Genomic DNA, 15,797 nt, shown 5'->3' with positions numbered 1-15,797 from the left:
GCGCTCAAAGTACGTGAGGTACGCACTCAATAGTGATAACCACTATCAAACAGTACTATGTGGCTGTCATCAGCCAAAACAAGGGAGGCACCGTGAAGCGGTTAGCATCGCTCCTGGCCATCCTGCTGACGTTCATGACGGTCAACCCGTCACTGGCGAACGCGTCAGCACCGGATCGGGAGCTCCTGCACAATGGCCACGCCGACGTCGCCCACGTGGAGTGGGACCAGGCGAGCGGCAGACCAACCATCAAGATCCTGTGGAACGAGAGCGAGCTCAAGGAGGCCAAGGACGTCTACATCCGCCTCGGGCCGGACGCCGACGCGACCGGCCGGGAGACATCTCGCCTCAGGGTTCCCGACGATCCCCGATTTGGTTTCCTCGGCAAACCCGGCGACATCGTGTGGACCGCCCCGCAGAAGGAGAGCGACAAGTGGGCCCCGGTGGCAGCCGCATTCGGCGCCGGTCACAGCTTCCCCGACGAACTCATGGATCGCATCAAGCCCGAGACGCTGCACCTGGACCTGGTCGACGTCGACGGCCCCGGCGAGTTCAACGCCTTCACCGTCAATCCCCTCGGCGTCTCACACCTGTTCTCCTCGACCGGTACCGATCACCGTCGGCAGGTCGTGCACCCCGGAAGCCACACCCACACCAGCTGGGCCTTCTCCCAACCTGGCCGCTACAACCTGACGTGGCAGGCGGCCGTGGAGACCCGCGACGGGAAGACCATCGAGTCCGACCCCACCGTCGTCTCGTGGCTGGTCGGCACCGACGAGCAGGTGGGCCTCGACAAGGGCTCCACGCAGCCCGCCCACGAGATCACCACCCCGGCCGAGCAGTTCCCCATCGCCAAGGGTCAGGACACCGGATCCGACGATCCGCTGGCATTCAACCCCACCGCGAACATGGCAGGGTGCCTGCACCATGCCAGCGGTCCCGTCACCCTGAAGGCAGACTGGCAGGCCAGCTGGAAGTCCGATGATCCGCAGAAGCCCGCTCGCCCGAAGATGAGCGTCACCTCGGGCGACTCCGGCAAGCAGATCGACGGAGAGGTCGGCGTCATCAACGTGCCCGACTCCCTCAAGGCAGCAGCCCCGCAGGCCGGGGCAGACGAGTTCAACGGCATCTTCGCCGCTGGAACCCAATTCCACCGCATCCCCGCATCTGCGCAGAATGGCCAGCCGAACCAAGTGCTCGACACCACCGGCACCGATTTCGCGAACCTCCACGAGGCCGACATCACGTGGGATCCGATCGAAGGGCCGCAGGGTGGCCAGGTGTCCGTCGTCGACACCACCGATGGCCAGACCCGGACCGTCCTGTCGTCCAGCGAGTCGAGCCTGCGCACCGTGATGCGCGTCAACAAGGCCGAGAAGACCCCCATGGAGATGTGGTTCTCCAAGCCGGGGTTCTACCGAATCAGCGGCTACTACACCATCCACGGCAAGCCCGACGCCAACGGCCGGAAACAGCATCGCTACGTCCCGTTCACGATGCAGTACGCCGTCGGTGACGCCGCGGTGGCCAACGCCTGCCAGGGCAAGGGAGAGGTGCTGAGCGACACGCCGGCCCCCGACCAGGGCAAGCCGGCCAACCCGAAGCCGAGTCCCGAACCCGGCAAGCCGGCATACCCCGCCCCGAAGCCTGATCCGGTTCCCGACAACTCCCACACCGACGGCAACAACGTCGTCCTTGATCGCGGACACCTGGATGCCTTCCGAGTCGGATCCTCAGCTGACGGCGGTATCGACCTCAAGCTCAAGGAGGACGTCACCGGTGAGGGTGTGCTCCGCGAGCCGGAGAACGTGCTGCTCAAGGTGCGGGACTCCGCGCTGACCGACATCCCCTCCGGACTGCCCGGTGCCCCCAAGGGCTACGTGCTGCCGCTGACCCAGAAATCCGGGCTGCTGTGGCCGGGCTGGGAAACCTTCGACGTCAAACGCAACGGCTTCACCACGGTGAAGATCAACGTCAGCGACGTCAAGGGCCCCGGAACTGTCAATCTGTTCTCCCAGGGCACCCTTGGCGACGTACGTTCCCTGCTCGACGGTAACTCCACCACCCTGCCGGGCACCATCACCGTCAAGCAGCCGACTCACGAGCACGCCAACTGGGTGTTCAGCAAGCCGGGCGTGTACACCATGACCGTCCAGGCCAGCGCCGAGAAGGATGGCAAGGCCTTCCAGAGCAAACCGCACACCTACACCTGGGTCGTCGGCGACAAGACCGAGCTGCCCGCCCCGTGGGGCACGGGAGCACCGGCCGACGCCGCCAAGCCGAGTCCAGCGCCGTCGGACGACGCCAAGCCCGACCCCGTGCCCACCGCGCGACCAGGCCAGGACTCAGCCCCCGAGCCGAGCACTGAGCCCACTGCCAAGCAGGACTCTGACAAGAAGCCCGGAACCGACGGCAAGTCGAACGGCGACGCCAAGCCCGGTGCCGACAAGAAGAACCCCTGCTCCCAGAAATTGGTGCTCGACCACGGGCACTCCGACGTCTTCCGAGTCGGTTCGGCCGACAAGAACGGCCTCAACCTCAAGATCAAGGAGGACGTCACCGGTGAAGGTGTGCTCCACACCCCCGAGGACGTGCTGCTGGCCGTCAAGGACTCCGCACTCATGAGCATCCCCAAGGGCTACCCCGGTACCCCCAAGGGCTACGTACTGCCCATCACGCAGAACCCCGACCTGCTGTGGCCGGGTTGGGAGACCTTCGACGTCAAGCGCAACGGCTTCAGCGAGGTGAAGATCAACGTCCGTGACGTCAAGGGCCCGGGCAAGGTGCACCTGTTCACGCAGAACTCCTTCGCAGGCACCAAGGCCCTGCTCGACGGCGGCTCCACCGCCCTGCCGGGCACCATCACCGTCAAGGAACCCTCGCACGTGCACGCCAACTGGGTGTTCACCAAACCGGGCCGCTACGAGATGACGGTCAACGCCACTTCGGTGCGCTACGGCAAGACGGTCAAGACCGCCACCCACACCTACACCTGGGCCGTGGGGTCCAAGGCCATCGCAGAGGCCAAGAGCTGCACTGCAGCCAGTGACAAGGCCGCGACACCGGCTGCAGACCAGTCCGCTGGTGACACCGGTGGCGCAGCACTGGGTGGTCTGAACACCGTGGGCACGTCGCTGGACGGCGCGCCCGAGGCCAGTGGTGACGGTGCGGCTGCTGACGGCGAGACGGCCAATGGTTCCCAGGATGCCGCAGAGGCAGCATCCGGCGCAGCCGCAGCTGCGAAGAAGGAAGTCTGCCGTCCGGTGAAGATCGCGACGAAGAAGGCTTCGCCCGCGTCCAGTGATGGTGCCAAGAAGTCCGCCACCCCGGCGGCCAAGGCGGCCGCTCCGGCTGGTCAGGCCGCCTCGATCGCCACCGAGGGCCACTTCGACTGGGGTGTCCAGCTGGAGTCGGGCAAGCTCATCTCCGCCCTCAAGGACGACCGTTCCGCCCCGGCGAAGTGGGTCAACCCGTCCAGCATCGTGATGTCGGTCGGCGACAAGGCCAACACCACGGCTCCTGGTGGCATGGAGTTCATCGCCAAGAGTGGTACCAAGGTGTGGCTCATCGGCGCCACCCAGGTGCCCGGTGTGCCGTGGCTCGGCGTCAACACGATGCACCCGTCCATCGTCAACGGCACCACCGGCCCGGTGCAGATGCACCTCGACAAGGTGGATGGCCCCGGCAAGATGGCCGTGTTCATGTCTGGCACCTTCGGTGGCGGCGTGGGCCAGCGGGTCTTCGACAACGTCGGTGGCCCCACCAGCTACACCGTTGCGGCGAACACCCACGCCCACCCGAACTGGGTGTTCACCAAGCCGGGTCACTACGCCGTGACCGTCACCCAGACGGCCACCACCAAGGCCGGCAAGAAGGTCAGTGCCACTGGCACCCTGCACTTCGCGGTGGGCACTGACGCCAAGACGGTCGCCTCCTCGGTGGCAGCGACCCCCGCCTCGGCAGATGCAGCCCCGTCCAGTGATTCCGGCAAGGCCGACGATGCCGCCCAGAACGGCGATGCAGCACAGGGTGACAGCCCGGCCTACACCGTCGTGGGGCGCACCCCGGACGGCAAGCCGTGTGACCTCAATGGTCTGCCCGGAACCGGCGCGGACGGCCAGGTGCGCGAGGCCACCATTGCCGCCAGGTCCAACAAGGCCCTGGGCTGTGGCGTCGCCCTCGGCGGATTCGGTCTGCTGCTCGGTACCTCCGTGGTGGCGAGGAGACGGCACGGGTGAGAAAACGCCTGTTGGCCGCCATGACCGCACTCAGCCTGCTGGCTGGGTGCGGTCATGCCCCCGCTGCCCAAGAAGACAAGCTCTCCGTGGTGACGACCACGCCCATCCTCGCCGACCTCACCCGCAATGTGGCCGGCGACCGGGCCGACGTCACCTCCCTGGTTCCCTCCGGCGCCGACCCGCACACCTACGAACCGTCCCTGCGTGACGTACGTACCGTTGTGTACTCGAAGGTCGCGTTGTCGAACTACCTCATGCTCGAACCGCACTCGGTCATCAAGACCATCGACGCCTCCCTGCCCGAGGGGGCCATCAACATGTCCTTGGCCGAGGAGGCCCAGAAGTACGGGGCCGAGGTCATCCCGCTGGTCGAGAATGCGAACCTCGACACGGTCTGGTTGGGTCTGCGCGTCATCGGCAAGGGCACCGCGCATGGGGCCGACCGTTCCTCCTCGGTGCACCTCAGGCTGGAGTCGGTGGATGGCCCCGGAGATCTCACTGCCTACATCACGGGTACCTTCGGACGTCCCCAGATCTACTACTCGACCACCGATGGCATCGACGAACGCGACGACGTGGAGCTTCCCGCCGACGCCCACACCCACATGTCCTGGGCATTCAGCAAGCCCGGCGTGTACCGGGCCAGGTTCGCTGCCACCCTCACGACTTCCCGGGGTGAGACCTCGATCGGTTCGCAGACCCTGACGATCGCCGTCGGCGCCGATCCACGCACCATTCCCGAACTCGCCGACCGCACCGTCGTCGACAAGGGGCACGCCGACTTCTCGGCCGACATCGACAGGGACAGGATGCTCATCCTGTCCGACCCGACTGGTGGCGGGGTGCGTACCCAGAAACGTCTGGATCCGGAGAAATCGGTGATCTGGGTGCCGCCGAAGGCACTCACCGAGATACCTCCCTCACCGGCGTTCCGGTTCCTGGGACGTCCCGGCACCTCCATCCACCAGTTGCCCCAGGCGGTGCTCGGTGCCCACGTCCACGGTGAGATCGACCCCCACCTGTGGATGAGCATCAAGAACACCAAGGCCTACGTTCAGGTGATTCGTGACGCCCTCATCAAGGCCGACCCCGACGGGGCGCAGACCTACCGGGACAACACCAAGGACTACCTGGCCAAGCTCGAGCAGACCTCGCACTACGTCGACAGCCGGATCGCAGGTATTCCCAAGGGGAATCGTCAGCTCATCACCAGTCACGACGCCTACGGCTACCTGGCCCAGGCACACGGCATGCACGTCGCCGGATTCGTCACCGCGAACCCGGGGGTGGAGCCGTCGATGGCCCAGCGTCGCAAGCTCAACCAGACCATCTCCGACCTCAAGGTGCCGGCAGTGTTCCTCGAGCCCAACGTGCTGCGTGCCTCGTCGGTGCTGGTGGCCATGGCGCACGAGAACGACGTGCAGGTCTGCACGATCTACGGTGACACCTTCGATGATCGCGTCACCACCTACATCGACCTCATGAAATTCGACGCCGACTCCCTGGCCCGGTGCCTGGGATGAGGTTCACATCGGAGGAATCCATGACCAAGAAACATCGCCCGTTGGCAGCTCGATGCACAGCCGTCCTGTCTGCCCTCACCCTCGCCCTGAGCGGCGGTCTCGCAGCTGCACCTGCCCAGGCCTCTGACGGCACCCCGCCGCCGGACCCGGCCCTCCAGCAGACCGTCACCGAGGACGAGCAGGTGGCCCAGGGCCCTGCCGAGATCACACGTGGCCATGTCGACGTGGGCCCCCGACTCATCGACGGCAAGTTCGTCCTGCTGGCCCGTGACGACTCCGCCAATCCGCCGGTGTGGCGCAGCACCGACGACGCAGTGCTGAGGGTCGTCGACGCGTCCCGGATCGACGTACCGAACGATGACGCCTACTCCTTCCTGGGTGACATGCGCGGCAGGAAGGCCTACGTCATTCCGCAGACCCAGGACCAGAAGGTCGTGTGGCTGGGATGGAACACCCAGGCCCCGGAGATCGTCAAGAACTTCCCCCGCGGTGCCGAGCTGGTCTTCACCGGACACGAAGGCCCGGGCGAGGCCCACATGTTCATCGAGAATGGGTTCGAGGCCCCGATGTCGCTCTACGACTCCACGAAGTCCGAGCAGCAGCCGGTCCACATGGAGGCCAACACCCACGTGCACGCCAACTGGGTGTTCTCCGAGCCCGGAGCGCAGACGATCTCGATGGAGGTGCGTGGCACCGATGCCAAGGGCGTCAAGCACTCCTACCCCACCAAGCTGAGGTTCGTCATCGGCGACAAGGGTTCGGCGCAGGATGCCCGGTCGATGGGTGCCGCTGCCTCGGCCACCATCGCCGACTCCCCGACGGCCACGGCCAGCTCCGACTCGACGGCGGCATCCTCCGACGCCGCACACGGCAGCTCGTCGCACGGTGTGCTCATCGCGATCATCGCCGGAGTGGTCATCGTCGCCATCGTCGTTGCAGCGCTGATCGGCCGGTCCCGTTCCCGCGCAATGCGTGACGAGGTGTGGCAGGACGGCGGGGCCAGCAAGGGGAACGGGGCCAATCCGCATGAGTGACAGCGATCTCGGATCCATCAGGATCACCAATCTCGCGGTCAACCTGGGCGGCCTGCAGGTGCTCCATGACGTCAACCTCACCGCCGACAGGGGTGACCTGCTGGCCCTGCTGGGGCCCAATGGGGCGGGCAAGACGACGATCCTGCGCACCATGCTGGGGCTCGTCCGCCCGGCCAGGGGATCCGTCACGGTGGCCGGGGCGGCCCCGGGGCGTGGCTGGCGTCACGTCGGCTACGTGCCGCAGCGCCACGAGTTCGCCTGGGACTTCCCGATCAGCGTGGCCGACGTCGTCATGAGTGGACGCACCCACCACATCGGATGGCTGCGTCATCCCGGCAAGGACGATCACGTCGCGGTGCGTGACGCGCTGCGGATCGCTGACATGGCCGATCTGGCCGATCGCACCGTCGGGGAGTTGTCGGGGGGTCAGCGGCAGCGGGTGCTCATCGCCCGTGCCCTGGCGACCCGCCCCTCGGTGTTGTTGCTCGACGAGCCGTTCACCGGGGTGGACATGCCCACCCAGGAGATGCTCACCGAGCTGTTCTGCCGACTCGCCAGCGAAGGCACCACCCTCGTCATGACGACCCACGACCTCGTGCAGGCCATGGCCACCGCCGACCGGGTGTGTCTCATCAACCGCACCGTCATCGCCGACTCCACCCCCGAGGAGTTGCGCGACCCGGCGATGTGGATGAGGACCTTCGGCATCTCGGAGAACTCCCCCCTGCTCACCACGATCGGCGCCGCTGGACCCGTCACCCCCTCCGATGCTGGACGTGCTCCCAGCTCACCGGAGGCGCCCGTCGCCACGTCCGCCTGAGAGAACGAGGAATCATCAATGCTCACTCCCTGGGAGTTTTTCATCGACCTCACCAACCCGCTGTTGGTCTTCCTGCCGAAGGCCCTGTTGGTTGCCGTGGTCTGTTCCATGGTTGCCGGAGTCATCGGGTCGCACGTCGTGCTGCGTGGCATGGCCTTCATCGGTGACGCGGTGGCCCACTCGGTGTTCCCCGGTCTGGCGGTGGCCTTCCTGCTGCAGGGGTCCCTGCTGGTGGGAGGTGCCGTGGCTGGTCTGGTGACCGCGATCCTGGTGGCCGTCGTCTCACAGAATCGACGGCTCAAGGAGGACTCCGTCATCGGGATCCTCTTCGCCGGCGCCTTCGCGCTGGGCATCGTCATCATCTCCCGAGCCCCTGGGTACTCGGGGTCGCTGCAGCAGTTCCTCTTCGGGTCGATCACCGGCATCAGCAATGACGACATCGTCATCGTGTGCGTCGCAGGTGCGCTGATCCTCGCCGCCGAGCGTGCCCTGCACAAGGAGCTGGTGACCGTCGGCCTGGACCTTGAGACGGCGCGCGCCAGTCACATGCCGGTCTTCGCACTCGATCTGGTGCTCTACGTGCTGGTGACCCTCACCGTCGTCATCTCGGTGCAGGTGATCGGAAACATTCTGGTGCTCGCGCTGCTGGTGACCCCGGCGTCCACGGCTCGTCTGTTCACCAATCGGTTGTCGACGATGATGGTGCTGGCACCGGTCATTGGTGCCGTCTGTGCCCTCGTCGGCCTGTACCTGTCGTGGTCGATCGACCTGCCGGCCGGTGGGACGATCGTCCTCGTCGCGACGGTGGTGTTCCTGCTCAGCTGGCTGCTGGCCCCCAGGCACGGCCTGCTGGGTGCCTGGCTGCGGCGTCGCGCGGACTCCCCGGTGGCTGCCTCCTGAGCCAGCCATCATGTTCTGCCGGGCCGGCTCCGGCCAGCCCTGGTGATGAGGGCCGGCGTCGGAACCGTGCTCGTCCGGCAGTGCAGACATGCAAGACATGGAAGAGCCCCAGCCAACATGGCTGGGGCTCGCCGCGTCAGGTGGGAACGCGAGGAAGATCAGTTGCCGGTGCGCGGCAGGGCGATGGTGCCGGCAGTGGCACCGCCGTGGGAGGCGGCAGGAGCGTTGTCGGCAGCCTGCGTGGCCTCCGAGGTGGCGGGAATCGCGGCCTCGTCACCAGTGCTGCCAGAGTCAACGGACTCCTCGTCACTCGGGGTGGCCTCATCGCTCGGGACGGCAGGGATCGTGCCCTCATCACCGGTGTTGTCCGGGTCAACGGACTCCTCGTCACTCGGGGTGGCGCTCGGGTCTGCCGAGGGAGTGTCCTCCGGGTCCACCGACGGATCGGGGAGCGGGGTCACCGTCTCATCATCGGCAGGTGCCGACGGCTCTTCGGAGGCGCTGGGCGACTCGGACGGCTCGGCAGAAGCAGACGACGACGGGGCAGCGGTGGCGTCCCCGCCGATCCGCCACGTGTAGGTCTTGGTGGCCGAGCGCATCGACCCGGACGCGGCGTGGACGGTCATCGTGTAGACGCCGGGTTTGGTGAAGACCCAGTTGGCGTGCACGTGCGTCGGCGACGGCACGGAGATGGTGCCGGGCAGCGCCGTGCCTCCCGAGGTGAGCTGGGAGACGGCCGTACCCGAGATGTCGGTGGCGAACAAGTGCACCTTCCCGGGGCCCTGCACCGAGTCGACGACGAGGTCGACCGGTTTGCCGGTACTCATGGTGTCCCACCCGGGCCACAGCAGATCCTGATTCTGCGTCATGGGAAGCACGTAGGCCCTGGGAGCCCCCGGGAACTGTCGGGGGACGTCGACGAGCGCGGAATCCTTCACCTGCAGGTCGACATCCTGCGGTTCATGGATCACGCCGGAGCCGGTGACATCCTCCTTGAGCTTGAGGTCGAGCTTGCCTCCGGTGAGACCGACATGGAAGACGTCCACGTGGCCGTGATCGAGGACGACCTTGGCGTTCGTCGAGGAACTGGGGGCAGGCGTGCTCGGCCCGTGGGGTGTGGCAGGCGTGCTCTGTCCATCAGGTGTGGCAGGGTTGCTCGACTGGTTCGAGGGGCTGGCCGAGGGGGTACTCGCCTCCGGTGAGGGGTGGGCCGAGGCGGTGGGGCCCGATGCACTGGGTGGGGTCGGCTCGGCCGGCCGACCCGGCGTGGCGGCGTCCCCACCGGGGGTTGGCAGCGCCGTGGCTGCCTCGTCACCCACGACGAACGTCACCTTCTTCTGTGTGACGCTGAACCGTCCGGAGGCGTTCTTTCCGGAGGCCGACACCCCGATGACGTACGTGCCGGGTTTGGTGAACACCCAGTTGTTGTGAATGTGCGCCGGGGCCTTGTTGACGATCTCGTGGGGTTTCTCCGACGATCCGAGCATGGTGACGTCGTTGCTGAGACCAGCGGTGAACGCCCACCAGGCCCCCTTGTCCGGAGCCGAGATGGGGGTCAGGGTGAGATTGACGCCATCGGGGTAGTCCTCGGTGGGCATCCGCTCGGTGGAGAACCCGGGCCAGACCAGTCCGTCGGTCTGGTTCTGGGGCAACACCCACACCGGGGTGCCCTTTGCACCGAGGAAGTCGTATGCCCGGTCGGGGAACACCGGCCGACCGGACAGTCCAGCCTTCCTCACCTCAGCCGCACTCACATCGCCTCGCACATGCTCGGCATGATCGGGCACACTGAGCCTCACCGATTCGGGATCGCGCAGGACGGTCTGCGTGGCATGGGTTCGTGAGTCGTCGACCAAGGCCATGGTTGCTCCACCGTCGGAGCTGACGGGCCCGACGTCGACGTGGCCACGGTCGATGGTCACCGGACTGGTGTCCGACGGATTGGCACCCTGCCCCGGCTCGGTGGGGGCACCGGGCTGGGATCCAGTGGGTGCGGGAACCGTCGGAGCAGGCCGCGCGGGATCCGTCGGGCCGGGCTGGGCTGGAGTGGTCGGCGCAGGTGTGGCCGACGTGGGGTTCACGTCGCCGGTGTTCTCGCCCCATCTCACCTGGGTCGTGGAGTTGAGGCCACCGGACGCCTTCATGTGTGCTGCTGAGCGGTGATCGCGTGGCAGCGGGGTGATGTCGAGCTTGAGGCTCGTCGCATCGCCACCGCAGTACCTCACGTCGGCACGGACACTGCGAGTGTTGGGGCCAGAGACGAAGTCCACGTCACAGTCGGGAATGTCGTCCTTGGGGTTGGTGATGAATCCGCCCTTGACATGGGCGATCATGCGCGGATCGGCCGGAGTGACCGTGACGGTGGCCGATCCGTCCTTGACGCTCGAGGTGACCGTCGCCTCGTCGGATCCACCGGTGAGCTCGTTGGTGTCGAAGGCCGGGGCCGGGTCCTGGCTGGCCTTGGTGGGGAACTGGCCGGGCTGGGAGGTCTGTGCCCGTTGCTGGCCGGTGGTGTAGGCGATCGGGGCGCTCACCCATCGTGGGCTGTGACCCGACCTGGGCACATAGACCACCTGGAAGTTCGACGACTGTGACCCCACCATCTCGGTCCAAGTGGCATGACCGCTGCTCACTGGCACCTCCGCCAGGTGGTAGCCGTCGATGTGGAAGATGGCCGTACCCTGATCGGCCGAGTCGCCCGTGGTGAACTCCAGCTGGCTCAGGTGTTCGTCACCATCCTTGTCACGCCCCGCATGGGGTGCAAGGCTGAGTTTGGGGGCGAAGGACGGCGAGGTCGTCGTCGACGACGCCTGGTAGGCCTTGGCGACGTCACCCAGGCCCTCGGCGCTGGGCTTGGTGCCACCGACCTGCCAGACGAGGGTCTGGGGGGCGGAGTGAATGAGTGTGCCGTTGGTGTCGCGGGCGCTGGCGCGATACGTCATCTCGTAGCGGCCGGGGCGGGTGAAGGTGGTGTCGTTGTGGGTGTGGGAACCAGCGGTGAGGAAGGCGGATCGCAGGCCGACGTCATGGCTGGAGAGCAGACGCGAGGCGGACTCCTTGTGCTCGGTGCCGTAGTTGTTGAACATCTCCATGCGGCCCGGCCCGTCGAATCCCACCATGTCGAGGGTGAATGACTGGTCGCGGAACCGTTCGATGGGCACGTTGGTGTCGGCACCGAACCCGGCCCAGATCGGTGAGCGGGAGAAACCAGGCTGGGCCGGAGCCCGGTAGAGCAGGTCGCCGGGTTTGCCAGCAAAGCCAAGCTCCGGCGCATTGTCCTTGGTGATCGGATGGATGTACTGCTGGTGACCAGCGTCGTTGTAGCCCTTGCCGACCCACAACGCCGTCGTCTCGATGGGCGGAGGGTTCTGACCCACGTTGGTGCGCAGGACGAAGTTTCCGGCCGACTCGTCCCAGAACACCTTCGGCGAGTCGACATGTTCCTGGGTCGCGATGGTCTTGGAGTCATCCGGGCCGGCGCTCGCCAACGTCGGATTCACCCCACCAGCAGCCAGCATGCCAACCGCCAGCACGCTCCCCAGCATCCGTCGCATCTGAACCATGATCGCCTTCCACCCTTAGTGATAATGGATCTCAATCCTATTGGATGGGCGATTGTCAGTCCACTCCCCCGCGGGGCACACGCACACGAATCCTGCTCGGTGGGCACCCATGCAGCACAGCAGAACGGCCCAGCCGGTGAGTTCCTGGTGTGCATCCCGTCGGGCGGTGCGGAGACGTGCCCGTGGCACACCGACCGAGTCAACTGCATTGCTGGGTCAGCTGCACTCGGGCATCAGAGCAGACCCCCTGGCATGGTCGTGATGGAACGTGCTGGCCTGGGGCAGGTGGGGTGATGATCTGGGGCCGGTGAGATGATGGTTCGGATCAAGACCCGCTGCGCCGCAGACGTCGCACTGCCTGTACCGCCACGAGAAGCACCACCGCAGCAATGACGACGACGTAGTCGGGCACTCGCCGTCCGACACGACCGGCCCAGTTCTCCATGGCGAACTGGGTGCGGACCCCGACCGCGCCACCAATGTCGGCAGTGCCACTGGTGAGCAGCAGGAACACCCCGATCGCCACCGAGAGCAGGCCGGAGATGACCATGACGACCGAGTTGTGCCAGCCCCCGATGGACACCGTGCGAGGGCGCAGCCAGTTCATGGCCCCCGATCCGCACTTCTGCCACACCAGGGCAAGGACGAGCAGCGGCACCACCATGCCCAGGGCATAGATGGCCAGGGTGATCGCCCCGTAGATCGCGCTACCACCCAAGGAGGCCATGACGAGGATCGCCCCGAGGATGGGGCCGGCACAGATCCCAGCCACGGCGTAGACGCTGCCCAGGAAGAACACCGAGATGGCCGATCCGCGACTCGCGTCGACCTCGGCGCTGCGTGACAGACCGGGGATGGGAATCCCGAGGAGCTGGATCACCCCGATGACGATGACGATGGCGGCCACCACCGTGATGAGGACGTGCCGGTTGCGCCCCAGCAGGGAGCCCACCGTCCCCGAAAACACCCCGAGCGGCACCAAGGTGACGAGCAGCCCGAGGAAGAACATCCAGGTACGGCTGATGAGCTTGCCCGGGGAGTTGAAGGCGTAGGCGAAGAATGCCGGCAGCAGCATGATGGAGCACGGGCTCAACAGCGACAGCAGACCGCCCAGGAATGCGCTCAGGTATCCGATGTCCATCGTCAGCGCAGCTTGTCGAGTTCGGAGTCGATGGCCTCGCGGAACTGGTCGATCGGCTGGGCGCCCACCACCGCCGTCTGACCGACGATGAAGCTCGGCGTGGAGGTGAACCCGATCTGGTTGGCCTCCGAGGCGTCCTTGGCGACGAGCTCGGCGAGCTGCTTGTCGTCGAAGCCAGCCTGGAAGGTCTTGACGTCCCTCACCCCGGCCTTCTTGGCGAGGTCGGTGATGGTGTTGCGCGGCAGGGACTGATGACCGTTGCCGTCCGAATTGGCGAAGACGTCGCGGTAGTACTCCCAGAACTTGCCCTGTCGACCGGCTGCCTTGCCACCGACGGCGGCGTCGATCGACTCCTTGCCGAACAGCGGCAGGTCGCGCCATTCCAGGCGCAGGTATCCGGTGTCGATGTACTCCTTCTTGATCTGTGGCAGCACGTCACCGGCGAAGACGGTGCAGAACGGGCAGCGGAAGTCGGCGTACTCGATCATCACCAGTGGGGCGTTGACGTCTCCCAGGGCGTAGGGATCCTTGGCGTCACGACGGGCCAGGCCGTGGGCGTCACTGCGCTTCATCGCCGAGATGTCGCCCTTGTCGTGGCGTCCCGCCCGTGCGCCACTGGACTGGCCAGCTCCCGAGGGGGCGGGGTCAGCCGCGTCGGAACCACCCTTGGAACCGTCCGGGGCGACGAACACCCCCACCACGGCCAGGGCGATGAGCAGGACGGCGACGATGACGGCCACCGACACCCGGCGAGACTTGGGCTGGGGATGGTTGCTTGACTGCGCCACCGAGAACTCCTGACATGGCATGTGGGACGGACGGGTGGGGCGAGAAGTCTCCCGACCCTGCCTGTGAACCTAACACCCGGTGTCCCGGGCCACCAACTGCATACCAGGAATTTGGTGTGCAGTGGGGGATTTGGTAGGCAGTCGGGGGATTTGGTGGGCAGTCAGGGTCCGGGGGATTCGCGGGGCTGTCAGAATTGGAAAGATTCGAGGGCAGCCAGGATGCGTGGTTGCCGCGGACGGCCGCCGAGACCCAGGGCTCACCACCCGGCCGGCCAGGGCGTCATGGCAGCCGCCATGCCCTTCCCAAAACCGTGGCGGTATTCTTGCCACGTGCCCAGCCTCACCGCCCGCGCCCGTCACCAGAGCTGGATCTGGGCGCTGCTCGGCGTGGGACTGCTCTTCTACAACTGGTGGATCGCCGTGCTGTTCCTGCCCGACGTCTTTGCGCTGAGCCCGCACCAGATGTATTCCGACCTGCAGGTCGACGGTGCACCACACGCCCGACTCCTCCAGTGGTGTGACCAGATGGCCGGAGCGATCTTGATCGTCGTCGGTACGATCCTCACCAGCCGACTGCGCAACGCCGGGCCAGCACTCGCGGCGGGGACGGCAGCCGCTTCAGGGCAGGCAGGGGAACGCCCAGTCACGACGAGGCACGCCGACCGAGCTCTCACCAGCGGACTCATCGTCGTGGGGGTTGCCGTGCTCAGCGCCGGGACGTTCCCGTTCGTCTGTGCGGAGTCGACGACCCCGGGATGTCGAAAGCGCCAGTGGGCGTGGGAACTGCCGTGGCAGCAGTACGTGCACAGCTTCTCCGGAACTGTCGAGTTCATCGGAATCTGGCTCATCATCATCTCGGCGTGGGTCGGAACCAGCCTGCGGCGTTCTCGGGGACGTTCGCACGTGACCCGTCCTGCCTGGTGGCCCGTGGCGGCTGCCGTGACCGTACTGACGACCGGAGTGGTCGACGGTATCGCGTACATGAGTCACTTCCAGGAGATGCTCATCTCGTCGATATCACTGTTGTGCTGGACGGTGTGCCTCGTCTTTCCCATGCACACGCTCACAGCCGCCAATGGCGACGACTGAGTTCCTCGAACTGCGCGCTGGCCTGGGCCATCATGGCCCGAGCAGCGTGATGACGCGTCATCGCCGGGTCGGGGACGATGGGGTCACCGACCCACACGTCGAGCCGTTCCCGCCGCCACAGCAGGCCGAAGACGTGGCCCGTCCCGACCAGCCGGCACGGAATCACCGGAACCCCCGCTCCGACGGCGAGTTCAAAGGCACCGGGACGCAGCGGCGCCATCCGTCGGGGATCATGGCCACGCTCCCCCTCCGGGAAGATGCCGACGAGGTCGCCAGCAGCCAGGTGACGACGTGCCTGCCGGTGGAACTCCCGCAGGCCGGCGGCGTTCGAGCCCACCGGAATGGTGCCGAAGAATGACAGGATCTGCCCGGCAACGGGAATGTCGAAATTGGCGTCCATGGAAACGAAGTAGGCGATTCGCGGCCACATGGCTCGCACGAGGGCCAGCTCGTCGAAGGGGTGGACGTGGTTCGAGACGATGACCGCCGGGCCCTGGATCGGCTTCTTCTGGTGGACGTCGGTACCCATGCCCACCACGGTGAGTACCTGGCTCGCGGGGAGGATCAGCGTGTGCCAACCCACCTGCCTGGCCACCCGGTGCAGGATGGCTCGACCATCCCCAGCACCACCTGTCGTGCGGTGAGGGGATGTGGCTCGGTCATTCCCAGCGCGACGTTCTCCACCTCCTGCGCTCGCGCCA

The 15,797-nt window shown here is 66.4% G+C and carries 10 protein-coding genes; 6 read left to right on the top strand and 4 right to left on the bottom strand.

From position 1 onward, the window contains the following. Positions 1–92: 92 nt before the first annotated feature. From ACP8JZ_RS01180 to ACP8JZ_RS01160, 5 genes are read left to right on the top strand one after another with little or no spacing between them, the layout of a single operon-like run. Positions 93–4,238 carry a TIGR03773 family transporter-associated surface protein gene (locus tag ACP8JZ_RS01180; protein WP_484482547.1) on the top strand — a complete coding sequence of 1,382 codons (4,146 nt, stop codon included), beginning with the start codon at positions 93–95 and terminating at the stop codon, positions 4,236–4,238. Then, positions 4,235–5,761: an anchored repeat ABC transporter, substrate-binding protein gene (locus ACP8JZ_RS01175; RefSeq protein ID WP_484482546.1), complete on the top strand. Its 1,527-nt coding sequence runs from the start codon at positions 4,235–4,237 to the stop codon at positions 5,759–5,761. The genes ACP8JZ_RS01180 and ACP8JZ_RS01175 overlap by 4 nt, the downstream gene beginning before the upstream one ends. After that, positions 5,758–6,795: a choice-of-anchor M domain-containing protein gene (locus ACP8JZ_RS01170; protein ID WP_484482545.1), complete on the top strand. Its 1,038-nt coding sequence runs from the start codon at positions 5,758–5,760 to the stop codon at positions 6,793–6,795. The genes ACP8JZ_RS01175 and ACP8JZ_RS01170 overlap by 4 nt, the downstream gene beginning before the upstream one ends. Next, positions 6,788–7,615: an anchored repeat-type ABC transporter ATP-binding subunit gene (locus ACP8JZ_RS01165; RefSeq protein WP_484482544.1), complete on the top strand. Its 828-nt coding sequence runs from the start codon at positions 6,788–6,790 to the stop codon at positions 7,613–7,615. The genes ACP8JZ_RS01170 and ACP8JZ_RS01165 overlap by 8 nt, the downstream gene beginning before the upstream one ends. A gap of 18 nt (positions 7,616–7,633) precedes the next feature. Continuing rightward, positions 7,634–8,515 (top strand): anchored repeat-type ABC transporter permease subunit, encoded by an 882-nt coding sequence (locus tag ACP8JZ_RS01160; RefSeq protein ID WP_484482543.1) that lies wholly within the window; start codon positions 7,634–7,636, stop codon positions 8,513–8,515. Positions 8,516–8,673: 158 nt separating this feature from the next. Here ACP8JZ_RS01160 and ACP8JZ_RS01155 read toward each other — a convergent pair whose 3' ends face one another. The 3 genes from ACP8JZ_RS01155 to ACP8JZ_RS01145 form a co-directional block, all read right to left on the bottom strand. Then, positions 8,674–12,078 carry a choice-of-anchor M domain-containing protein gene (locus ACP8JZ_RS01155; protein ID WP_484482542.1) on the bottom strand — a complete coding sequence of 1,135 codons (3,405 nt, stop codon included), beginning with the start codon at positions 12,076–12,078 and terminating at the stop codon, positions 8,674–8,676. Positions 12,079–12,403: 325 nt separating this feature from the next. Continuing rightward, the gene (locus ACP8JZ_RS01150) at positions 12,404–13,219 is read right to left on the bottom strand and encodes a cytochrome c biogenesis CcdA family protein (RefSeq protein ID WP_277102050.1); all 816 of its coding nucleotides are present in this window, start codon (positions 13,217–13,219) and stop codon (positions 12,404–12,406) included. A 2-nt stretch (positions 13,220–13,221) separates the two neighbouring features. Then, positions 13,222–14,007, bottom strand: a complete 786-nt coding sequence (locus tag ACP8JZ_RS01145) for a DsbA family protein (protein ID WP_023034877.1) — start codon at positions 14,005–14,007, stop codon at positions 13,222–13,224. 330 nt (positions 14,008–14,337) lie between these two features. Here ACP8JZ_RS01145 and ACP8JZ_RS01140 point away from each other — a divergent pair, with 330 nt between their 5' ends. Further along, on the top strand, positions 14,338–15,096 hold the full coding sequence (locus ACP8JZ_RS01140; protein ID WP_484482541.1) for a hypothetical protein: 759 nt from the start codon (positions 14,338–14,340) through the stop codon (positions 15,094–15,096). Here ACP8JZ_RS01140 and ACP8JZ_RS01135 read toward each other — a convergent pair. Then, positions 15,071–15,691, bottom strand: coding sequence for a lysophospholipid acyltransferase family protein (locus ACP8JZ_RS01135; RefSeq protein WP_484482540.1), 621 nt, complete (start codon positions 15,689–15,691; stop codon positions 15,071–15,073). The two genes, ACP8JZ_RS01140 and ACP8JZ_RS01135, sit on opposite strands and share 26 nt — an antisense overlap. Between the last annotated feature and the right edge of the window lie 106 nt (positions 15,692–15,797).

Source organism: Cutibacterium sp. LaCa_286 (assembly GCF_057198075.1).
Note: the sequence above shows the minus strand (reverse complement) of the source record. Positions and strands in the feature narration are given on the sequence as shown.

Coding starts and splice junctions, on each gene's coding strand:
- ACP8JZ_RS01155 (WP_484482542.1), bottom strand. CDS start 12,078: ATGGTTCAGATGCGACGGATGCTGGGGAGCGTGCTGGCGGTTGGCATG.
- ACP8JZ_RS01170 (WP_484482545.1), top strand. CDS start 5,758: ATGAGGTTCACATCGGAGGAATCCATGACCAAGAAACATCGCCCGTTG.
- ACP8JZ_RS01150 (WP_277102050.1), bottom strand. CDS start 13,219: ATGGACATCGGATACCTGAGCGCATTCCTGGGCGGTCTGCTGTCGCTG.
- ACP8JZ_RS01165 (WP_484482544.1), top strand. CDS start 6,788: ATGAGTGACAGCGATCTCGGATCCATCAGGATCACCAATCTCGCGGTC.
- ACP8JZ_RS01160 (WP_484482543.1), top strand. CDS start 7,634: ATGCTCACTCCCTGGGAGTTTTTCATCGACCTCACCAACCCGCTGTTG.